Raw genomic sequence first — 21,212 nt, 5'->3', positions numbered from 1 at the left:
GAATTCATTATTGCCTTGTCGTTGGCTGAATTGAATGCAATTCTGTCTCGCCAAAACGCTGCCCCAAGGGAGATTTGCCTGTGACCCGCCATCAAGGACGCCATTTTCTGCAGATTCCGGGGCCGAGCCCGGTGCCGGATCGGGTGCTGCGGGCCATGGACATGCCGGTCATCGACCACCGCAGCGCCGAATTCGGCGAGCTCGGCAAGGCGGTGCTTTCGGGCTCGCAGAAGATCTTCAAGACCACCAGCCCAGTCATCATCTACCCGTCCTCGGGTACCGGCGCCTGGGAGGCCGCCATCGTCAACACGCTGTCGCCGGGCGACAAGGTGCTGATGGTCGAGACCGGCCATTTCGCCACGCTGTGGCGGCAGATGGCGGCGAAATGGGGCATCGAGGTCGATTTCGTGCCGGGCGATTGGCGCCGCGGCGTCGATCCGGCTGTCATCGAGGAGAAGCTGACGGCGGACAAGGCGCATCAGCTCAAGGCCGTCATGGTGGTGCACAACGAGACCTCGACCGGCGCCACCAGCCGGATCGGCGAGGTGCGCGCGGCGATCGACCGCGCGGGGCACCCGGCGCTTCTGATGGTCGACACCATCTCCGGCCTCGGCTCGGCCGATTTCCGCTTCGACGAGTGGAGGGTCGACGTCGCCGTCTCCTGCTCGCAGAAGGGCTTCATGCTGCCGCCGGGGCTGGGCTTCAACGCGATCTCCGACAAGGCGCGCGCCGCCGCCAAGACCAACAAGCTGCCGCGCTCGTTCTGGGATTGGGAAGAGATGCTGAAGCCGAACGCGAACGGCTTCTTCCCCTACACGCCGGCGACCAATTTGCTTTACGGCCTGCGTGAAGCAATTGCGATGCTGCTCGAAGAGGGGCTCGATCAGGTCTTCGCGCGCCACCAGCGGCTGGCGGCCGCCACCCGCGCCGCGGTCAATCATTGGGGCCTCGAGGTGCTGTGCCAGGAGCCGAAGGACTTCTCGCCGGTGCTCACCGCGGTGCTGATGCCGCCCGGCTATGACGCCGACCAGTACCGCAAGGTGGTGCTGGAGAACTACAACATGTCGCTCGGGTCCGGCCTGTCGAAGGTCGCCGGCAAGGTGTTCCGCATCGGCCATCTCGGCGAGTGCAACGAGCTCACCCTGATCGGCGCGCTTTCCGGCGTCGAGATGGGGTTCGTGGCCGCGGGAATCCCGCATCGCGCCGGCGGCGTCGATGCCGCGATGAAGGTGCTGGAAGAGCGCCCCGACGGCAATGCGGCCTCCCGCCTCAAAGTGGTCGGGACCTGATCGACATGAAGCGCGGCGTCGTTCAACGGCGCCGCGTTTTTGCTTGCTGAGCCAACGCCTTCAATAACATTCCGACAGTCGGGAGTGAAAATGGGACCGCGCTTCAAGGCCACGCACGTCGTGCTCGCGATGCTCTGCGTGATGTACTTCATCACCTATGTCGACCGGGTCAATATCAGCACGGCGGCGAGCGGGATTCAGAAAGACCTCGGGCTCAGCAACACTCAGCTCGGCTTCGTCTTCTCCGCCTTCGCTTATCCCTATCTGCTCTTCCAGGTGGCCGGCGGCTGGGTCGGCGACACGTTCGGGCCGCGCAAGACGCTGTTCTGGTGCGGCATGATCTGGGCGCTCTCGACCATCGCGACCGGCTTCGTCAACAGCCTGCCGACGCTGTTCCTAGCCCGCTTTGCGCTCGGCTTCGGCGAGGGCGCGACCTTCCCGACCGCAACGCGTGCGATGCAGTACTGGACACCGGAGAGCAGCCGTGGCTTCGCACAGGGCCTGACCCACGCATTCTCACGGCTCGGTAACTCGGTGACGCCGCCGCTGGTGGCGGTGCTGATGGCCTGGCTGACCTGGCGCGGCTCGTTCGTGGTGCTGGGTCTCGTCAGCCTGCTCTGGGGCGTTGCCTGGGTCGCCTACTTCCGCAACGAGCCGAAGGAGCATCGCCACATCACCGCGGCGGAGCTTGCTGCGCTGCCGCCGCGCCCCACTGGCGCGAAGCCGCCGGTGCCGTGGGGAGCACTGCTGCGCCGGATGTGGCCGGTGACCCTGACCTATTTCTGCTACGGCTGGGGTCTCTGGCTTTACCTCAACTGGCTGCCGCTGTTCTTCAAGAACAACTACGGTCTCGATCTGAAGAATTCGGCCCTGTTCGCCTCCGGCGTCTTCTTCGCCGGCGTGGTCGGCGACAGCGTCGGCGGCATCGCCTCGGACGCGCTGCTGAGGCGCACCGGCAGCGTGCGCTTGGCGCGGCTCGGCGTAACGGTAGCGGGCTTTGTCGGCGCGCTGGCCTCGCTGCTTCCGATTCTGTTCGTGCACGACATGACCATCGTCGCGCTGTGCTTGTCGGCCGGCTTCTTCTTCGCCGAGCTCGTAATCGGCCCGATGTGGTCGGTGCCGATGGACATTGCCCCGCGATATTCGGGCACGGCGTCGGGGATCATGAACATGGGCTCGGCGGGCGCAGCGATCGCTTCCCCGCTAGTCGCAGGCGTGGTGATCGACGCCACCGGCAATTGGTATCTGCCGTTCATCATGCTGATGGTCGTGCTCTTGATCGGTGCGGTCTCGGCGTTCTGGATGCGGCCCGAGCTGCCCTTCACCGATACTGTCGAGGCTTTGCCGTCGGGCAAGATCGTGGCTGCCGAATGATGGCGGCCTGAGCCGGCCAGCTTCCCGGTCTGGTGGATTGATGTTGTCCCGTAAGTTGTCCAAGGCGGGAGATTGGTGCTATGCGAGCCGCCAAACCAATCCGAAGACCGGGAAGGACGCCTATGACTTTGCATACGGGACGGCATTTTCTCCAGATTCCAGGGCCGACCAACGTGCCGGACCGGGTGCTGCGGGCCATGGACATGCCGTCTCTGGACCATCGCGGCCCCGAATTCGCCGAGCTCGGCTTTGCCGTGCTGGAGGGGATGCAGCGGATGTTCCGCACCCGCCAGCCTGTGATCATCTACCCGTCGTCCGGAACCGGCGCCTGGGAAGCGGCGATCGTCAACACGCTGCAGCCTGGCGACAAGGTGCTGATGGCCGAGACCGGTCAGTTTGCCGTGCTCTGGCGCGGCATCGCCGAGAAGTTCAAGCTCGACGTCGATTTCGTCCCCGGCGACTGGCGCCACGGCGCCGACATCGCGGCGATCGAGCAGCGGCTCGCCGCCGACAAGGCGCACGCCATCAAGGCGGTCTGCGTCGTGCATAACGAGACCTCGACCGGCTGCCTCACGCCGCCGCTCGAGGTGCGCAAGGCGCTCGACCGCACGGCGCATCCGGCGCTGCTGATGGTCGACACCATCTCCGGCCTTGGCTCGATGGAATATGAGCACGACGCCTGGGGCATCGATATCTCGGTCGCCGGCTCGCAAAAGGGCCTGATGCTGCCGCCCGGCCTCGGCTTCAACGCGGTGTCGGAGAAGGCGCTCGCGGCTGCCAAAGCCAATCCCGGCCTGCGCTCCTATTGGGAGTGGCAGGAGATGCTCGCGTTCAACAAGCTCGGCACGTTCCCCTATACGCCCGCGATCAATCTCCTCTTCGGCCTGCGTGAGGCCTTGAAGATGCTGGAGGAGGAGGGCCATGAAAACGTGTTCGCCCGCCATCGCCGTCACAGCGCCGCCACCCGTGCCGCGATGAAGGTCTGGGGCCTGGACACGCAGTGTCAGGATCCGCAGGCGCACTCGCCGGCGTTGACCGGCGCTGTCATGCCCGAGGGCCATGATGCCGACGCCTTCCGCAAGGTGGTGCTGGAGAATTTCGACATGTCGCTCGGCACCGGCCTGAACAAGATCAAGGGCAAGGTCTTCCGCATCGGCCATATCGGCCATTTCAACGACCTGATGCTGATGGGCACCCTGTCCGGCGTCGAGATGGGGCTGGAGCTCGCCGGAGTGCCGCACCGCAGCGGCGGCGTGCTGGCAGCAATGGATGTCCTGAAGAAGCGCGAGGCTGCGGCGATGCCGAACGTCGCCTGAGATGCATCGCTGATATCAGAACAAGTGCGTGGAACGCGATGGCGATTGGTTCTAAGCCTGTCATCGCGTCCACGTACAAATGCAGCAGGAAGTTGACATGAATGCTCCCGTGACCGGCACCGAGGACTTGATCTACACGATCGAGGACGGCATCGCGAAGATCGTCTTCAACCGTCCGCAGGCGCGCAACGCCATGACGTTCGCGATGTACGACCAGATGGCCTCGATCTGCGAGAGCATCAATGGCGACCGGTCGGTCAAGGCGCTGATCATCACCGGCGCGGGCGACAAGGCGTTCGCCTCCGGCACCGACATCTCCCAGTTTCGCGCCTTCAAGACCGCGCAGGATGCGCTCGACTATGAGGCGCGGATCGATCGCGTGCTCGGCACGCTCGAACAGTGCCGCGTGCCGGTCATCGCCGCGATCGCGGGTGCCTGCACCGGCGGCGGTGCGGGCATCGCCGCCTGCTGCGACATCCGCATCGGCACCGCATCGACGCGGATCGGCTTTCCGATCGCGCGCACGCTCGGCAACTGCTTGTCGATGTCGAATATCTCCCGCGTGGTGTCGCTGCTCGGGCCGGCCCGCACCAAGGATATGATCTTCAAGGCGCGCCTGGTGGAAGCGGAGGAGGCGCTCGCCATCGGCTTGCTCAGCGAGATCGTGCCTGACGTCGATACGCTGCAGGCGCGCGCGCTGGAGACCGCAAAGCTTCTCGCGTCCCATGCGCCGATCACGCTCGAGGTGACCAAGGAGGCCGTGCGTCGCATCCGTCGCACGCTGTCGCGCGAGGAAGGCGAGGACCTGATCCTGCGCGCCTATATGAGCGAGGATTTCCGCGAAGGTATGGATGCGTTCCTCAACAAGCGTACGCCGAACTGGCAAGGGAAGTAACAGACAAATCGACGCGCTCCTCTAAAAACGCGCGTTGATGACGCTTTGCAACCTCGTGCGAAATCGCGGGGTAGCTAATCACAAGCCAGCCTTGAACTGGCCGGAATAAGTCAGCAGTATCGGGGTGGGATACAAGCAGGCGGTAGAGGGGAGAGTTACGTGCGTAACATCATCAAGGTGACGGCTGCGCTCGCAGCGATGCTTTGCAGCGCACCGGCGCTGGCCGGCTGGGAGCCGAGCAAGCCGGTCGAGATCGTCGTTGCCGCCGGTGCCGGCGGTGCGTCCGACCAGATGGCGCGGATGATGCAAGCCGCGATCCAGAAGAACAATCTGATGAAAGCACCTGTCGTGGTGTCGCTGAAGGGCGGCGCCTCCGGTGCTGAAGCGCTCATGTACATGAAATCCAGCGAGGGCGACCCGAACAAGGTGCTGATCGCCTATTCGCTGATCTACATGCTGCCGCTGTCGGCCAAGCTGCCGTTCGACTGGCACGAGCTGACTCCGGTCTCGATCATCGCGCTCGACCAGTTCGTGCTGTGGGACAATGCGGCAGGACCGAAGACGGTGAAGGAGTTCATCGCGGCGGCAAAGGCATCGAGCACGCCGTTCAAGATGGGCGGCACCGGCTCCAAGCGCGAGGACCATGTGCTCACTGTCTTCGTCGAGAAGAAGACCGGCGCGAAATTCTCCTATCTGCCCTACAAGTCCGGCGGCGAGGCCGCGACCCAGCTGGTCGGCAACCACACCGAATCCAACGTCAACAATCCATCCGAGAATCTCGAGGTCTGGCGCGCCGGCCAGGTGCGCCCGCTCTGCGTGTTCGACAAGGAGCGCATCTCCTACACCACAAAGGTCACCGAGACGCAGTCCTGGCACGACATCCCGACCTGCAAGGAGCAGGGGCTCGACGTGCAATATCTGATGCTGCGTGCGATGTTCCTGCCCGGCAAGGTCACAGCCGAGCAGCAGGCCTATTACGTCGACCTGTTCCAGAAGGTGATCCAGACGCCGGAATACAAGGACTACATGGAAAAGCAGGCGCTCAAGCCGATCTTCCTCACCGGCAAGGACATGCTGCAGTTCCTGGAAGATGACGATGCGCTCAACAAGCAGCTGATGACGGAAGCGGGCTTTGTGGCGAACTGACATGGCTCAGGGAAAGCTGTCATGCCCCGCGCAGGCGGGGCATCCAGTACTGCGACGAAGGTCAACGCCTTCACTGCCGCGGACGATGACTCTGGTTTGAAGCGATAGATGTCCAACACCGATATCGAAATCGTCGTCGACGATCCGACCGCGCCGGAGGAGAACTCGCCTGCGGTGACCACGAACCGCTCGGTCGATGTCGTGGTCTCGTTCGGCCTGCTCGCGCTGGCCCTCGTGCTCGGCTACGACAATTGGCGCGCCGGCGCGTCCTGGGATTCGACCGGGCCGCAGCCCGGCTACTTCCCATTCTATCTCTCGGTGATCCTGGGGCTCGCCAGCCTCTATGGCATCGGCGCGGCCTTGCTGTCGCGCAAGGAGGCAGGAGAGACCTTCGTCACCCGCGCGCAGCTGCGACGTGTGATGGCGGTGTTCGTGCCGACGCTGCTGTTCTGCATCGCCACGCAATTCCTCGGACTCTACGTCGCGAGCTTCCTCCTCATCGCAGGCTTCATGCGATGGGTCGGCAAGATCGCGCTGTGGAAGTCGCTGCTGACCGCGTTCCTGTTCAGCGCGCTGATGTTCGTGACCTTCGATATCGTGTTCGACGTGATCATGCCGAAGGGACCGCTGGAAGCGGCATTCGGGTATTGACGTTGTGAGATGTATCCATCCGTCATGGCGAGGAGCGAAGCGACCGAAGCAATCCAGACTTCTTGCTTGGCTCTGGATTGCTTCCGCCTACGCCTGTTGGGCTTCGGCGGACAAGTCGCTGTCGCTCGCAATGACGGAGCAAGCGGAATGACGTAATGGAAGCCTTTGGCCTTTTGCTGCACGGGTTCGTCGTCCTCCTGACCTGGAAGACGCTGCTCTTGATGATGGTCGGGCTCGTGCTCGGCATCTTTGTCGGCGTGCTGCCTGGGCTCGGCGGCCCGAACGGCGTTGCGATCCTGCTGCCGCTGACCTTCACGATGGACCCGACGTCGGCCATCGTGATGCTGTCCTGCATCTATTGGGGCGCGCTGTTCGGCGGCGCCATCACCTCGATCCTGTTCAACATCCCCGGCGAGGCCTGGTCGGTCGCCACCACCTTCGACGGCTATCCGATGGCGCAGCAGGGCAGGGCCGCGGAGGCGCTCACAGCCGCCTTTACCTCGTCTTTCATCGGCTCGCTGGTTGCGGTGCTGCTGATCACCTTCCTGGCGCCGATGATCTCCTCCTTTGCGCTCAAGTTCGGTCCGCCGGAATTCTTCGCGGTCTATCTGCTCACCTTCTGCTCCTTCGTCGGCCTCGGGCGCGAGGACAAGCACAAGACGGTGATCTCGATGGCGCTGGGGCTTCTGCTCTCCGCGATTGGCATGGACACGGTGTCTGGCCAGTTGCGCATGACGTTCGGCTCCGCCGATTTGTTGCGGGGCATCAATTTCCTGGTCGCCGTGATCGGCCTGTTCGGCATCAGCGAGATCCTGCTGACGATGGAGGAGCGGCTGGCGCTGAAAGGCCACGCCGCCTCGATTTCGCTGCGCACCGTGTTATCGGTGTGGAAGGACCTGCCGAAATACTGGATGACGTTGGTGCGCTCCTCGGTGATCGGCTGTTGGCTCGGCATCACGCCGGGTGGCGCGATCGCCGCCTCCTTCATGGGCTACAATCTCGCCAAGCGCTTCGCCAAGGATCAGGAGAGCTTTGGCAAGGGCCGCATCGAGGGCGTGTTCGCGCCCGAGACCGCAGCGCATGCCTCCGGCACCTCGGCGCTGCTGCCGATGCTGGCGCTCGGCATTCCTGGCTCCGGCACGGCCGCGATCCTGCTCGGCGGGCTGATGGTGTGGGGCCTCAATCCGGGGCCGCTGCTGTTCGTCGAGCACAAGGATTTCGTCTGGGGCCTGATCGCCTCGATGTATCTCGGTAACGTCGTCGGCCTGGTGCTGGTGCTGACGACCGTGCCGATCTTCGCCTCCATCCTGCGCGTGCCGTTCGCGGCGGTCGCGCCGATGATCGTGGTGTCCTGTGCGATCGGCGCCTATGCCATCCAGAACGCGATGTTCGATATCTGGTTGATGCTCGGCTTCGGCGTGGTCGGCTATATCTTCAAGAAGATCAGGATTCCCCTTGCTCCTTTTACCCTCGCATTGGTGCTCGGCAGCCGTGCCGAGGACGCATTCCGCCAGTCGATGATCATCTCGTCGGGCGATGTGAAGGTGTTCTGGTCGAACGGCCTGGTCGGCACCATTACCACGCTCGCGATCGTGCTCCTGTTCTGGCCGCTGATCGACCGGGTGATCGGAAGCCTGGGCCGGCTGCGCACGCCCGCGGCCAAAGCGCAGGCGTGAGGCGCCGATCAAACGGACGGAAAAAGTGCGTACGATGCTCTGCATCGCATCGTGCCCAGTGCCCAGCATTTGAAATCATCGCGGCCGCGCGCTGAGCGCGCCTGCTGATCGCTTGGCAGAAATTTTGAGTTAGTGGATGGTGCGCGATGCCGGAAGGTCGGCAAGGCCGAGCCGATCGCTGCGATCATCATCCGCTTCGATCAGGTCGTGCGCAATCGCGATGGCCGCCGTATTGGCCTGACGGGCGATCTCCATCGCAGCAAGGAAGGCTTTCAATTCGATTGCGCTCATAAGACCGGTTCCGAAGTCCGCGCAAGCCGCCGTCTTGCGTGTGATCAGCATCTGCTGACGAGGCGACCATAGCCTCGTCCTCTGACGGCCTCAATCCGGCCAACACTGAAGTTTCGGCAGGGTGGCGTTCGGGCCACAGAGACGCATTGCCGCAGCCCGCACTCCTGTTCGGCTGTTGCGCGCGGCTCACACCACCCGGTGCAGCCTGAGATCCGCGATCTCGCCGTCGGTGAAGCCGAATTCGGAAAGGATCTCCTCGGTTTGCTCGCCGAATTCCGGCGGGCGCGCGGCCATCCTGCTCGGCGTGCGCGACAGCGTGAAGGGCTGGTTCACCAGCGTGATGTCGCGGCCCTCGTCGTTCGGTACCTTCTGCGCCATGCCGAGATGCTTGACTTGCGGGTCCTCGAACATCTGGTCGATGGAATAGATCGGCCCACAGGGCACCCCGGCGGCGTTGAGCTCGCTCACCCAATGCTCGGTTGGCTTCTTCACCGTGTGTTCGTTGATTTCAGCGTTCAGCGCATCGCGGTTCTTCGAGCGCGCCGGCGCGGTGGCGTAGTCGGGATCTGCAATCCATTCCGTCGCGCCGAGCACCTGACAGAAGCGTTCCCAGATGCGGCCGCCGGTGGTGGCGATATTGATGTAGCCGTCGGATGTCTTGAACACGCCGGTCGGAATGCTGGTCGGGTGGTTGTTGCCGGCCTGCTTGGCGACGTCCTTTTCCATCAGCCAGCGCGCGGCCTGGAAATCCAGCATGAAGATCTGCGCCTGCAACAGCGAGGTCTGCACCCACTGGCCTTCGCCGGACACCTCGCGCTCGAGCAGCGCGGTCAGGATGCCCATCGCGCAGGAGAGCCCGGCGGTGAGGTCGGCGACGGGAATGCCGACCCGCATCGGGCCTTCACCTGGCGCGCCGGTGATCGACATCAGCCCGCCCATGCCTTGCGCGATCTGATCGAAGCCGGGCCGCTTGTGGTAGGGGCCGTCCTGGCCGAAGCCGGAGATGCTGCCATAGACGATGCGCGGATTGACCTTGCGCACCGCCTCGTAGTCGATGCCGAGCTTGGTCTTGACGTCGGGGCGGTAGTTCTCGATCACGACGTCGGCCTTGGCCGCGAGCCGCATGAAGGTCGCAACGCCCATCGGATGCTTCAGGTTCAAGCTCATCGCCCGCTTGTTGCGATGCAAGTTCTGGAAGTCGGCCCCGTGGCGCGGACCGCCCATCCCTTCGCCGCCGTCTTCCGTCAGCGCGTCGATCTTGATGACATTGGCGCCCCAATCGGCGAACTGCCGCGCACAGGTCGGCCCGGCGCGCACCCTTGTGAGATCGAGCACGGTGAAGCGAGACAGGGCCTGCGAGGCGCGCGGAAAAGCCATGCGAGAGAACTCCGGAGCGTGACACGCCTGTATACGTGACACGCCTGTATAGGAGAGCGCGCGATGCCGGACAATTGCGCGGGCCGCCGCGACGGGGGCATAGCCCATGACGCCGATGCAGGGCTGCCAGCGCGCGTCTATTCGGCGGCCTCCGCCGTCTGGTTGCGGGCGGCCTTGATATCCCGGACCGGCGGCCGGCCGAAGAGCTTGCCATAGTCGCGGGTGAATTGCGGCACGCTTGCATAGCCGACCGCGAAGGCCGCGCTGCCCGCGCTGATGCCTTCCGACAGCATCAGGCGTCGCGCCTCGATCAGCCGCAACTGCTTCTGGAATTGCAGCGGCGAGAGCGAGGTCAGCTTACGGAAATGCTGATGGAACGAGGATGGACTCATGCCGGCGAGCCCGGCGAGGTGTTCGATAGAAACGGTTTGCGCGAATTCGGCGCGCAGCACCGCGACCGCGCGCGCGATCCGTTGCGCGTGGCTGTCGGGGCCGCCGATCCGGCGAATGGTGCTGCCATGCCGCCCGGCCAGCAGCCAATAATGCAGCTCGCGCATCAATTGCGCCCGCAGCACCGGCACCGAGGCTGGACGATCGAGCAAGCGCATCAGCCGCAGTGCCGCATCGGCGGTCTCGCCATCGGTCGGCTCGACCCGTACGGCCGAATGGTCGGTCCCCGAGATGACTCCCATTTGCGCCGACAGGTCTGCAAGCACGGCAAGATCGAGCTCTATCACCAGCGACAGATAAGGCCGGCCAAGGCTGGCGCGGGTGATCTGGCTGAGCGTCGGCACGTTGGCCGTGATCAGCAGCGAATCGCCTGCAGAGAATGAAAAAGCCTGCGTACCCATGGTGACATGCTTGCTTCCCTGCAGCACGAGGCAGGCGAGCGGCCGCTGGATGTCGTAGACCAGCTCGCTCGGTTTGATGGCGCGTACCAGCGTCAACCCGGGGATCGGTGGCCGCGCGATGCCATTGGCATCAGCGTGGGCCATGGCATAGCGGCTGACGGCGGCGAGCAGGTTGGTCATGGCGCGAACCTAACGCGCCGCCGCTCCGCGCGCACGTTGTTTTGGAGGATCAGGCAAAAGACGGCGAGGTTCCGGCAACAGGCGAGGGCTCGCCCGATCGATATCAGGCGGGTCATCAAGGAGCTGACCATGACCAAGATTGCACTCGTCACAGGCGCCAGCCGCGGCCTCGGCCGCAACACCGCCCTCAACATCGCCCGGCACGGCGGTGACGTCATCCTGACCTACCAGAGCCGTATCGATGACGCGCAGACTGTGGTGCGCGAGATCGAAGCCATGGGTCGCAAGTCGCTCGCGTTTCAGCTCGACAGCGGCAATGTCGCGGTGTTTCCCAGCTTTGCCGAGCGCCTGCGCCGCGCCTTGCGCGAGACCTGGCAGCGCGAGAGCTTCGACCATCTGGTCAACAATGCCGGTCACGGCGACCATGCGTTGATCGGCCAGACCACGGAGGCGCAATTCGACCGGCTGGTCAACGTCCACTTCAAGGGCGTGTATTTCCTGACCCAGACGCTGCTGCCCTTGATTGCGAATGGCGGCCGTATCGTCAACCTGTCGTCCGGCCTGACCCGCACCTCGCTGCCCGGCTACGCAGCCTATGCGGCGGTCAAGGGCGCGGTGGAGGTGCTGACCCGCTACATGGCCAAGGAACTCGGCAGCCGGGGCATCGCCGTCAACACGGTGGCGCCGGGCGCCATCGAAACCGATTTCGGCGGCGGCGCGGTGCGCGACAATCCGGAGATCAACAAGCTCTTCGCCGACATGACCGCGCTTGGCCGCGCCGGCGTGCCCGACGACATCGGTCCTGTCATCGCGTCCCTGTTGTCCGAGGACAATCGCTGGGTCAACGCACAGCGCATCGAGGTGTCCGGCGGACAGGGAATTTGATCGGGCATTTGAGCCGTCGGGATGGGACTCGGGATTGCGCCGCCGGCGTTGAGATGCGCGGAGCCGTCACGGCTCTGGATGGGCGAGACTTGGAAATGACGGAAACGACAACGCGCCCGGCCGCGATCGACCGGCTTTACGTTCTGAATGCGGGGATTGCGGTCGCACCGGACCGGTCGGTCTACTCGCCGGGACGATGGCAGGGCGAGCCGGTTACGCTGACCTGCAATGCCTATCTGATCCGGCGGGCCGGCGAGTGGATCCTGTGGGATACCGGCATCGATGATGCGGTCGCAGCCGAATCCGGCGGCCGCGTCATCGCCCACAATATCCGCGGCATCGTTGTCAGGACCATCGCGTGCCAGCTCGCGGACATCGGCATCGCACCCGCGGATGTGAGCCGCGTGATCCTGTCGCACGCGCATTTCGATCACGTCGGCAACGCGAAGCTATTCAGGCATGCGACCTGGCATATCCAGCGCCGCGAGTATGATGCGATGTTCGGCCCGGATTATCAGCAATATGGCTATGCTCCGGAGCTTTATGCGGATCTGAAGCAGGCGCGGGTCGAACTGATGGATGGCGACTGCGATCCGTTTGGCGATGGCGCGATCAAGGTGATTTCTACGCCGGGGCATACGCTCGGCCACTGCTCGCTGCTGGTGCGGCTGGCGAAGACCGGGCCGGTCCTGCTCTCGGGCGATGTCGCCCATGACAGCTACAACATGGAGCACCGCTGCGTGCCGACCATGAACGCGGATGCCGAGGCGACGCGGCAATCAATGGCGCGGGTCGATGCTCTCGTTCGCGAGGAGAGGGCCCAGCTCTGGCTCAACCACGACACGGTGCAGACCGCGACCATCCCGCATGCACCGGCTTATTTTGATTAGAAGCGCGAGCATAAGCCACTAAGAGACCGTCATTGCGAGGAGAAGGCGACGAAGCAATCCAGTCTGTTAGGATGCCAACAGTCTGGATTGCGTCGCTTCGCTCGCAATGACGGAGATCGTCGTTTGGTCAGTTCGCGCTGGTGCGCGGCAGCTTGTTCTCCAGCGCGGCCGCCATCGCCGAGATCAGCGGCTTCATGAAGAACGCGTCGCCCTGCGGCGTGATGTCGGGCTTCAGTCCGTGCGCCGCCAGCTCCTCCGTCACGACGGGACCGATCGAGGCGATCGGCGTCTGCCTCAAGCCTTCGATCAGCCGATCCTCAACGCCATGCGCCCTCGCAACGTCGAACAGCCGGCGCGGCTGGCCGGATGAGGTCAGCGCGATCGCATCGACACGGCCGGCGGCCATCTCGTCCAGCGCGGTGAGGATGTTGGTGTCGGCGGCCTTGGCGTCGTAGACGTAAGGCAGCACAGTATCGACCTCGGCGCCCTGCGCTGATATCGCGCCGATCAGCGCCGCATGATCCTTGTCCGGATAGAGCTGCAGGCCGACCCGATGGCCCTTCAGGTCAAGCCGCGACAGCATCTCGGCGACGCCCTCCGAGGTCGGCTTCTCGGTCGTGACCTGCGGCTCCAGGGCGATCTCGCGCAAGGCGCGCCCCGGCTTCGGGCCGCGGGCGAACTTGCGCGCCTTGCCGAGCGCTGTGATGAAATCCTGCTCCACACCCATGCGCCGGACCACCTTCATCAGCCGGCGCAGCCCTTCGCCCGTCAGCAGCACGAGATCGTCGAGCGGTGTCTCGATGCAGCGCCTGATCCAGGCCTCGATCGGAGCAGGGTCAGGCGCATCGTTGATCGCGACCATCGGACATTGCAGCACGCTCGCGCCCTGCTCGGCGAGCAGCCGCGAAAACTGCGCTTCCTCGCGGGTTTCCAGGATCAGGATACGGTAGCCGGTGAGCCTGTCAGCCATGATGGTGCCTTAACGGATTGATGGTGGTGTTCATCCTGACTCTGGTTCGGCAGTTGGCGCAAGGCAGCGGTCGGTGATAGAGCAGGGCGCAAAACCGCGTCTCTGCCCAATCCCCCATCAGGCGACCCCAATTCCGCACCTCATGTCCGATCATCAATATGTCCTGACCTTGTCCTGCCCGGATCGCCCGGGCATCGTCTCGGCCGTCTCCACCTTCCTGGCTCATAACGGCCAGAACATCCTCGACGCGCAGCAGTTCGGCGACACCGAGACCGGTCATTTCTTCATGCGGGTGGTGTTCACCGCCGCCGATCTCGCGGTCAATCTGCCGGCGCTGCAGACCGGCTTTGCCGCGATCGCCGAGCGCTTTTCCATGGATTGGCAGATGCGCGACCGGGCCGCGAAGCGGCGGGCGATGCTTTTGGTCTCGAAGTTCGATCACTGCCTGGTCGACATCCTCTATCGCTGGCGCACCGGCGATCTTGCGATGGTTCCGACCGCGATCGTCTCCAATCACCCGCGCGAGACCTATGCCGGGCTCGATTTCGGTGACATCCCGTTCCACCACATGCCGGTCACCCGTGAGACCAAGCGCCAGCAGGAGAGCGCGATCCTGAAGCTGGTCGACGAGACCAAGACCGACCTCGTCGTGCTCGCCCGTTACATGCAGATCCTGTCTGACGAGATGTCGGCCTCTCTCTCGGGCCGCTGCATCAATATCCATCATTCGTTCCTGCCGGGCTTCAAGGGCGCCAAGCCCTATCACCAGGCGCATGAGCGCGGCGTGAAGCTGATCGGTGCCACCGCGCATTACGTCACCAGCGATCTCGATGAGGGACCGATCATCGACCAGGACGTCGAGCGCATCAGCCATCGCGACACGCCGGAGGATCTGGTGCGCAAGGGCCGCGACATCGAGCGCCGCGTGCTAGCGCGCGCCATCCGCTATCACCTCGAGGATCGCGTCATCCTCAACGGCCGCAAGACCGTGGTGTTCGTGGACTAACCGAAGAACGGGCGGAATCCCCGCGCGATCCAGCCGAAATCGTTCACCGCCGGCGTCGCGTCGAACGCCATGTCCTGCATCATGCGCAAACCCATCGCGACGTTCGCGCCGGGAAACAGCGGCTGGATCAATGGAAATGCTGCCCGCCACAGGGCGGCGGGCACCGGCACGGTCCGGCGCGGCTTTCCGAGCGCGTCGAAGATCCGCCCGATCATTTCGCGATAGGGAAGCGTCTCGCCGCCCGTCACTGAGTAGACTTTATTGCACGCTGCAGGGTGAGCGGCAGCTTCGATCATGCCGCGAGCAAGATCCTCGGCATGCAGCGGTTGCCGCAATCCCATGCCGCCGCCCACCAGCGGCATCACGCCGATGCGGCGGATCAAGCGTGCCAGCGGCGTGATGTTGCGGTCGCGCCCTTCGCTGTAGATCAGGGTCGGTCGAAGGATGGTCCAGCCGACGCCATTGCGGGTGCAGACCGCAATGATCTGGCGCTCGGCTTCGACGAGTGAGCGCACGCCGCTCCGCTCACTTTCGATTTCGCTGTCCAGCTTGGTCAGGATGCTCGTCGAGCTCAGCACGACAAGGCGCTGCAAGTCGGGACGGATGAAATGTGTCAGGGCCGGTGCCAGCAATGTCGCATGCGCCGTGCAATACAAAATGGTGTTCGGCGCAAGCGTGAACGGTGCCGGACGTTGCAGGTCGTAGGGCTGGTAGACGATATCAGCTCTGGCTGGAGCCGAGCGCATCAGCGTCAGCGGACGTTCGCCGCGGCCGACCAGTTGATCGAGCAGATAACGGCCGACGAGGCCGGTTCCGCCGATCACGGCGCTGCTCTGGCCTTCGCTTGGATGATCGCTCCCCATTCGCCTTGCCGTGCTTGATCCGGCGACTGCGCCCAGCGGTGTCAAGCAGATAGGTGCGAAGATGTTCCTGCACACCATGCTGCAGCCGTCCCGCCTGGATCGCCTGCGAGGCGGCCCGGCCGGCTCAACGCGCCGGCGCCGGCTGCGCCGTCTCCGACCCGACCGGCGGCAGTTTCTCGCGCTCGGCTGCCGGCATCTGGCGGCGGCGCTCGCGCTCCTTCATGAACGCATCATATTGCGGTGTCCCCGGCCGCGGCGGCGCGTCCGCCGGCAACCCGCCGGCCCATTGCGGGATCAGGTCGCCCATATTGGGTCCCGTCGACGCGCAGCCGGACAGGCACGAGGCCATGGCCATCGCGATCAGCGGGATCAGAACAAGGCGAGACTTGGTAGGCATGGTTCAGAGAAGCCGGAATGCGCAGCAACTTGCGGGTGCAGTCGTCGTTCTTGCCTTCAATTGGTAAATTCCGTCTATTTGATGTTCGGTATCAAAATACCGCATCCGCCTTGGCTTCGCGTCCCCGTTACGACTAAAGATGAGCCCACCGGCCGTTGATCCAGAAATTCCGGAGTTGCATGGCTGGCACACGGAATCTATTCCGAATTGCTATAGCTGTTAGAGCGGCCGGCAGATGTTCGGATGCCGTAAATCGCTCTACGGTCGCCAAAAAATATGGATGATCAGATCATAAGCGCCGCCTTCGAGGCGGCGCAAATGGGAGGATGGCGCGTGTACAATCGAATTGCGGGTTTCATGGTGCTCGGTGCGGTCGCTGCCGGGCTCGCCTCTTGTCCGGCTTACGCCGATGACACGTTCAAGATCGGGCTGGTCGTGCCGATGACCGGCGGTCAGGCGTCGACCGGCAAGCAGATCGACAATGCGATCAAGCTGTACATGCAGCAACATGGCGACACGGTTGCCGGCAAGAAGATCGAGATCATCCTCAAGGACGACGCGGCGCTGCCCGACAACACCAAGCGGCTGACGCAGGAGCTGATCGTCAACGACAAGGTCAATGTGATCGCGGGATTCGGCGTGACGCCGGCGGCCTTTGCCGCAGCGCCCCTGGCGACGCAGGGCAAGATCCCGGAGGTCGTGATGGCTGCCGGCACCTCGATCATCACCGAGAAGTCGCCCTATATCGTGCGCACCAGCTTCACGCTCGCGCAGTCCTCGACCATCATCGGCGACTGGGCGGTGAAGAACGGCATTAAGAAGGTCGCGACCCTGACCTCCGACTATGCCCCGGGCAATGACGCGCTCAACTTCTTCAAGGAGCATTTCACCGCCGGCGGCGGCCAGATCGTCGAGGAGGTCAAGGTGCCGCTCGCCAATCCGGACTTCGCGCCGTTCCTGCAGCGCATGAAGGACGCCAAGCCGGACGCGGTGTTCGTGTTCGTGCCGGCCGGGCAGGGCGGCAATTTCATGAAGCAATATGCCGAGCGCGGGCTGGACAAGGCCGGCATCAAGGTGATCGGACCGGGCGATGTCACCGACGATGACCTCCTGGCCGACATGGGCGATGCGGTGGTCGGCGCGGTGACTGCGCACATCTATTCCGCCGCGCACCCGTCCGAGGTCAACAAGGAGTTCGTCGCGGCCTACAAGAAGGCCTATGGCAGCCGCCCGGGCTTCATGGCAGTCGGCGGCTATGACGGCATTCACCTGATCTACGAGGCGCTGAAGAAGGACGGCGGCAAGACCGACGGCGACTCGCTGCTGGCGGCGATGAAGGGAATGGCCTGGGAAAGTCCGCGCGGCCCGATCTCGATCGATCCTGACACCCGCGACATCGTCCAGAACGTCTACATCCGGAAGGTGGAGAAGAAGGACGGCGAGCTCTACAACGTCGAGTTCGAGACCTTCAACGCCGTCAAGGATCCGGGCAAGACCAAGAAGTGACATTGCGAAGCGATGTCATCCCGGAGCGCACGGACGGTGCGCTCCCTCCCCCGCTTGCGGGGGAGGGCTGGGGTGGGGGCGCCACGCGGTACGCTGCCCGTGTGGAGAGACTTCCCCCACCCGCATCGCATCTCTGATGCGATACGACCTCCCCCGCAGGCGGGGGAGGCTGGATCGAGCAAGCGTCGTATGCGTGCCCTTCAGAGGAAGGGATGAGACCGGGGACTGAACTTAGACCCACATGACCGCCATCCTCACCAACCTGTTCGACGGCGTCGCTTACGGCATGCTGCTGTTCGTGCTGGCCTGCGGGCTCGCCGTGACGCTCGGCCTGATGAATTTCGTCAACCTGGCGCACGGCGCCTTCGCCATGGCCGGCGGCTATGTCTGTGCGGTGCTGGTGAACCAGTCGGGATGGCCGTTCTTCGCCGCGCTGCCGCTCGCCTTCGTCGCCAGCGCGGCTATAGGCGCGGCGCTGGAGCGTACGCTCTATCGGCATCTCTATGCCCGCAGCCATCTCGACCAGGTGCTGTTCTCGATCGGCCTTGTCTTCATGTCGGTGGCGGCGGTCGATTACATCATGGGATCGTCGCGCATCTTCATCAACCTGCCGGACGCGCTGCAGGGCCAGTTCGATGTGTTCGGCGTCGGCATCGGCCGTTACCGGCTCATGATCGTGGTGATCTGCGGTCTGCTCACCGCGTTCTTGCAGCTCGTGCTGGCGAAGACTCGCTTCGGCAGCCGCTTGCGCGCCGCAGTCGACGATCCCCGCGCGGCGAGCGGGCTCGGCATCAACGTGCCGCAGGTGTTCGCCTTCACCTTTGCGTTCGGCTGCGGCCTTGCCGGCCTCGGGGGCGCGCTCAGCGCCGAGATCCTTGGCCTTGATCCGTACTTCCCGCTGAAGTTCATGATCTACTTCCTGATCGTGGTGACGGTCGGTGGCTCCTCCTCGATGACCGGGCCGTTCTTCGCCTCGCTGCTACTCGGCATCGGCGACGTTGCCGGCAAGTACTACGTGCCCAAGATGGGCCCGTTCGTGATCTACACCATGATGATCGTCATCCTAATCTGGCGCCCGAACGGCTTATTCGGCCGCACGGCTGCGCGGTGATATTTCGATGACCGCCCAGTCCGACGTCGCCTATCACGCCCGGCAGCATGGCCGGTGGCACTGGAGCGAGATCGCCTTCTGGGTGATCGTGCTCGCCTGCGGCTTCGTCTTTCCCTCGCGCTACCTGATCATGACCGAGGTGGTGCGCCTGGCACTGTTCGCGCTCTCGCTCGATCTCATCCTTGGCTATGCCGGTATCGTCTCGCTGGGGCATGCGGCGTTCTTCGGCGTCGGCGCCTATTGCGCGGGGCTGCTATCAGTCCACGGCGTGATCAACGAGCCGGTGCTGGCGCTGATCGTGGCGGGACTGGCCGCCATGGTGCTCGGCTTCGCCACCAGCTTCCTGGTGATCCGCGGTGTCGACCTGACGCGGCTGATGGTCACGCTCGGCATCGCACTGCTCTTGGAAGCCCTGGCCGAGCGCTTCTCCAACATCACCGGCGGCACCGACGGTCTGCAGGGCATCGAGATGCAGCCGCTGGTCGGCCTGTTCGAGTTCGACATGTTCGGCAAGACGGGCTTCTTCTATTCGCTCGCCGTGCTGTTCCTGCTGTTCCTGCTTGCACGCCGGATCGTCCATTCGCCGTTCGGCCTGTCGCTGCGCGCGATCAAGAACAATCCGCTGCGCGCGGCCGCGATCGGCATTCCCGTCAACAAGCGGCTGATCGCGATCTACACCATCGCCGCGTTCTACGCCGGCATTGCCGGCGCGCTGTTCACCCAGACCACGCAGCTCGCCTCGCTCGACGTGTTCGCCTTCGAGCGCTCGGCGGATCTGATGCTGATGCTGGTGATCGGCGGCACCGGCTATCTCTATGGCGGCCTTTTGGGCGCCGCCGTGTTCAAGCTGCTGCAGGTCGCGTTCTCGACCATCACGCCGCAATATTGGGGCTTCTGGATCGGGCTCGTGCTGGTCGTCATCGTGATGGTCGGTCGGCACCGCATCCATGCGGCGGCCCTGTTCGTACCGAACCTGATTTTGAAGCAGATCGGCGGCCGCAAGGCCGTAGTGGCCTTGACTGACAATGAGGCGCCATGAGTATCGCGCTTGAAACCAGGAATCTGGAGAAGAATTTCGGCGGCCTGCGTGTCACCCGCGATCTGTCGCTGAAGGTCGCAACCGGCGCGCGCCATGCCCTGATCGGCCCGAACGGCGCCGGCAAGACCACCGTGATCAACCAGCTCACCGGCGTACTGAAGCCAAGCTCGGGGCGTATCCTGCTCGAAGGCCAGGATATCACCGATCTGTCGGTGCATGGCCGTGTGCTGCGCGGCCTGTCGCGCACCTTCCAGATCAACCAGCTCTATCCAGATCTGACGCCGCTCGAGACGATCGGCCTTGCGGTGTCGGAGCGGCTCGGGCGCGGCGGCGACTGGTGGCGGCGGATGGGCACCCGCGACGATGTCAATGCGGAGATTGCCGAGACGCTGGCGCGCTTCCGCCTGCTCGACGTCATGAACGATCTGACCTCGACCTTGCCTTACGGCAAGCAGCGCCTCTTGGAGATCGCGGTTGCGATCGCGGCAAAGCCGCGCGTGCTGCTGCTGGACGAGCCTGCCGCCGGCGTGCCGGAAGGCGAGCGCAAGGACATCCTGGCAGCGGTCGCCTCGCTGCCGCGCGATGTCACGGTGCTGCTGATCGAGCACGACATGGACCTGGTGTTCTCGTTTGCTGACAGAATCTCTGTGCTGGTCTCCGGTGCGCTTCTGGTCGAAGGCGCGCCGGACGAGGTCGCGCGCGATCCGCAGGTCAAGGCGGTGTATCTCGGCGAGGCGGCGTGATGGCGGAACTGCTGACGATCGACGCATTGCGCGCCGGCTACGGCCAGGCCGTGGTGCTGCCCGGCATGTCGCTCAGTCTGCCGGAGGGGCAGGTGCTGGCGCTGCTCGGGCGCAACGGCACCGGCAAGACCACGCTGATCAATTCCATCGTCGGCGTCACCCGCCGCTTCTCGGGCAAGCTCGCGCTGGCGGGGCAGGACATCACCGGCCTGCGGGCCGACCAGCGCGCCCGCGCCGGCATTGGGTGGGTGCCGCAGGAGCGCAACATTTTCCGCTCGCTTACGGTCGAGGAGAACATGACCGCAGTGGCGCAGCCGGGGCCGTGGACGCTGGAAAAGGTCTATGCGATGTTTCCGCGGCTCAAGGAGCGGCGCAACAATTTCGGTAACCAGCTCTCCGGCGGCGAGCAGCAGATGCTGGCGATCGGCCGGGCCTTGACCCTGAATCCGAAAGTGCTGCTGCTGGACGAGCCGACCGAGGGGTTGGCGCCGATCATCGTCGAGGAACTGCTTGCCGCGATCGGCACTATCAGCCGTGCTGGCGGGTTGTGCTCGATCATTGTCGAGCAGCACGCGCAGAAGCTGTTAGGTTTGGCCGACCGCGTCGTGATATTGGAGCGTGGCACGATCGTTCACGATGCGCCGTCCAGCGCGTTGAAGGCCGACCCCGCGCCGCTGGAGCGCCATCTCGGCGTGTCCGGGAGGTCCTGACTATTTCTCTCGTCATTGCGAGCGAAGCGAAGCAATCCAGAATCAG

Annotated in this window: 21 protein-coding genes; 15 read left to right on the top strand and 6 right to left on the bottom strand. The window is 64.3% G+C overall.

Going from position 1 to position 21,212, the window contains the following annotated elements:
- Positions 1–80: 80 nt before the first annotated feature.
- The 7 genes from P6U24_RS28035 (at position 81) to P6U24_RS28005 (ending at position 8,347) form a co-directional block, all read left to right on the top strand.
- Positions 81–1,289: a pyridoxal-phosphate-dependent aminotransferase family protein gene (locus P6U24_RS28035; protein ID WP_407155681.1), complete on the top strand. Its 1,209-nt coding sequence runs from the start codon at positions 81–83 to the stop codon at positions 1,287–1,289.
- Between the two features lie 90 nt (positions 1,290–1,379).
- Entirely contained in the window at positions 1,380–2,663 is a 1,284-nt protein-coding gene (locus P6U24_RS28030) for an MFS transporter (RefSeq protein ID WP_407155680.1), read from the top strand.
- Between the two features lie 122 nt (positions 2,664–2,785).
- Positions 2,786–3,979, top strand: coding sequence for a pyridoxal-phosphate-dependent aminotransferase family protein (locus tag P6U24_RS28025; RefSeq protein WP_407155679.1), 1,194 nt, complete (start codon positions 2,786–2,788; stop codon positions 3,977–3,979).
- A gap of 97 nt (positions 3,980–4,076) precedes the next feature.
- Positions 4,077–4,874, top strand: coding sequence for an enoyl-CoA hydratase/isomerase family protein (locus tag P6U24_RS28020; RefSeq protein WP_407155678.1), 798 nt, complete (start codon positions 4,077–4,079; stop codon positions 4,872–4,874).
- Positions 4,875–5,033: 159 nt separating this feature from the next.
- Positions 5,034–6,020: a Bug family tripartite tricarboxylate transporter substrate binding protein gene (locus P6U24_RS28015; RefSeq protein ID WP_407155677.1), complete on the top strand. Its 987-nt coding sequence runs from the start codon at positions 5,034–5,036 to the stop codon at positions 6,018–6,020.
- Between the two features lie 108 nt (positions 6,021–6,128).
- Complete coding sequence (locus P6U24_RS28010) at positions 6,129–6,671, top strand: tripartite tricarboxylate transporter TctB family protein (protein WP_407155676.1); 543 nt, start codon at positions 6,129–6,131, stop codon at positions 6,669–6,671.
- Positions 6,672–6,826: 155 nt separating this feature from the next.
- Entirely contained in the window at positions 6,827–8,347 is a 1,521-nt protein-coding gene (locus tag P6U24_RS28005; protein ID WP_407155675.1) for a tripartite tricarboxylate transporter permease, read from the top strand.
- A gap of 129 nt (positions 8,348–8,476) precedes the next feature.
- Here the strand turns inward: P6U24_RS28005 and P6U24_RS28000 are convergent, their stop codons facing one another.
- From P6U24_RS28000 to P6U24_RS27990, 3 genes are all read right to left on the bottom strand, one after another.
- Positions 8,477–8,638, bottom strand: coding sequence for a hypothetical protein (locus tag P6U24_RS28000; protein WP_407155674.1), 162 nt, complete (start codon positions 8,636–8,638; stop codon positions 8,477–8,479).
- 186 nt (positions 8,639–8,824) lie between these two features.
- On the bottom strand, positions 8,825–10,015 hold the full coding sequence (locus P6U24_RS27995; RefSeq protein ID WP_407155673.1) for a CaiB/BaiF CoA transferase family protein: 1,191 nt from the start codon (positions 10,013–10,015) through the stop codon (positions 8,825–8,827).
- 137 nt (positions 10,016–10,152) lie between these two features.
- Positions 10,153–11,046 carry an AraC family transcriptional regulator gene (locus P6U24_RS27990; RefSeq protein WP_407155672.1) on the bottom strand — a complete coding sequence of 298 codons (894 nt, stop codon included), beginning with the start codon at positions 11,044–11,046 and terminating at the stop codon, positions 10,153–10,155.
- A 129-nt stretch (positions 11,047–11,175) separates the two neighbouring features.
- Here P6U24_RS27990 and P6U24_RS27985 point away from each other — a divergent pair, with 129 nt between their 5' ends.
- Both P6U24_RS27985 and P6U24_RS27980 read left to right on the top strand, forming a co-directional pair.
- Positions 11,176–11,931, top strand: coding sequence for an SDR family NAD(P)-dependent oxidoreductase (locus P6U24_RS27985; protein WP_407155671.1), 756 nt, complete (start codon positions 11,176–11,178; stop codon positions 11,929–11,931).
- A 95-nt stretch (positions 11,932–12,026) separates the two neighbouring features.
- The gene (locus P6U24_RS27980) at positions 12,027–12,821 is read left to right on the top strand and encodes an N-acyl homoserine lactonase family protein (RefSeq protein ID WP_407155670.1); all 795 of its coding nucleotides are present in this window, start codon (positions 12,027–12,029) and stop codon (positions 12,819–12,821) included.
- A gap of 127 nt (positions 12,822–12,948) precedes the next feature.
- Here the strand turns inward: P6U24_RS27980 and P6U24_RS27975 are convergent, their stop codons facing one another.
- Entirely contained in the window at positions 12,949–13,791 is an 843-nt protein-coding gene (locus P6U24_RS27975) for a uroporphyrinogen-III synthase (RefSeq protein ID WP_407155669.1), read from the bottom strand.
- A 142-nt stretch (positions 13,792–13,933) separates the two neighbouring features.
- On the opposite strand from P6U24_RS27975, the gene purU reads away from it, so the two are divergent.
- Positions 13,934–14,797 carry a formyltetrahydrofolate deformylase gene (purU, locus tag P6U24_RS27970; RefSeq protein WP_407155668.1) on the top strand — a complete coding sequence of 288 codons (864 nt, stop codon included), beginning with the start codon at positions 13,934–13,936 and terminating at the stop codon, positions 14,795–14,797.
- On the opposite strand, the gene P6U24_RS27965 is transcribed toward purU, so the two are convergent.
- Both P6U24_RS27965 and P6U24_RS27960 read right to left on the bottom strand, forming a co-directional pair.
- Complete coding sequence (locus P6U24_RS27965; protein ID WP_407155667.1) at positions 14,794–15,660, bottom strand: NAD-dependent epimerase/dehydratase family protein; 867 nt, start codon at positions 15,658–15,660, stop codon at positions 14,794–14,796. The two genes, purU and P6U24_RS27965, sit on opposite strands and share 4 nt — an antisense overlap.
- Positions 15,661–15,784: 124 nt before the next feature.
- The gene (locus tag P6U24_RS27960) at positions 15,785–16,057 is read right to left on the bottom strand and encodes a hypothetical protein (protein ID WP_407155666.1); all 273 of its coding nucleotides are present in this window, start codon (positions 16,055–16,057) and stop codon (positions 15,785–15,787) included.
- Positions 16,058–16,414: 357 nt separating this feature from the next.
- Between P6U24_RS27960 and P6U24_RS27955 the strand changes: the two genes are divergently transcribed.
- The 5 genes from P6U24_RS27955 (at position 16,415) to P6U24_RS27935 (ending at position 21,166) form a co-directional block, all read left to right on the top strand.
- Entirely contained in the window at positions 16,415–17,563 is a 1,149-nt protein-coding gene (locus P6U24_RS27955; protein WP_407160613.1) for an ABC transporter substrate-binding protein, read from the top strand.
- Positions 17,564–17,804: 241 nt separating this feature from the next.
- Entirely contained in the window at positions 17,805–18,674 is an 870-nt protein-coding gene (locus P6U24_RS27950; RefSeq protein ID WP_407155665.1) for a branched-chain amino acid ABC transporter permease, read from the top strand.
- Positions 18,675–18,681: 7 nt separating this feature from the next.
- Complete coding sequence (locus P6U24_RS27945) at positions 18,682–19,713, top strand: branched-chain amino acid ABC transporter permease (RefSeq protein ID WP_407155664.1); 1,032 nt, start codon at positions 18,682–18,684, stop codon at positions 19,711–19,713.
- Positions 19,710–20,456 carry an ABC transporter ATP-binding protein gene (locus P6U24_RS27940; protein ID WP_407155663.1) on the top strand — a complete coding sequence of 249 codons (747 nt, stop codon included), beginning with the start codon at positions 19,710–19,712 and terminating at the stop codon, positions 20,454–20,456. Before P6U24_RS27945 ends, P6U24_RS27940 begins: the two co-directional genes overlap by 4 nt.
- Entirely contained in the window at positions 20,456–21,166 is a 711-nt protein-coding gene (locus P6U24_RS27935; protein WP_407155662.1) for an ABC transporter ATP-binding protein, read from the top strand. The genes P6U24_RS27940 and P6U24_RS27935 overlap by 1 nt, the downstream gene beginning before the upstream one ends.
- Positions 21,167–21,212: the final 46 nt, after the last annotated feature.

Origin of the sequence: Bradyrhizobium sp. STM 3557, from assembly GCF_045571465.1 — a bacterium.
GTDB lineage: Bacteria > Pseudomonadota > Alphaproteobacteria > Rhizobiales > Xanthobacteraceae > Bradyrhizobium.
This window is presented reverse-complemented; position numbering and strand designations above follow the sequence as displayed.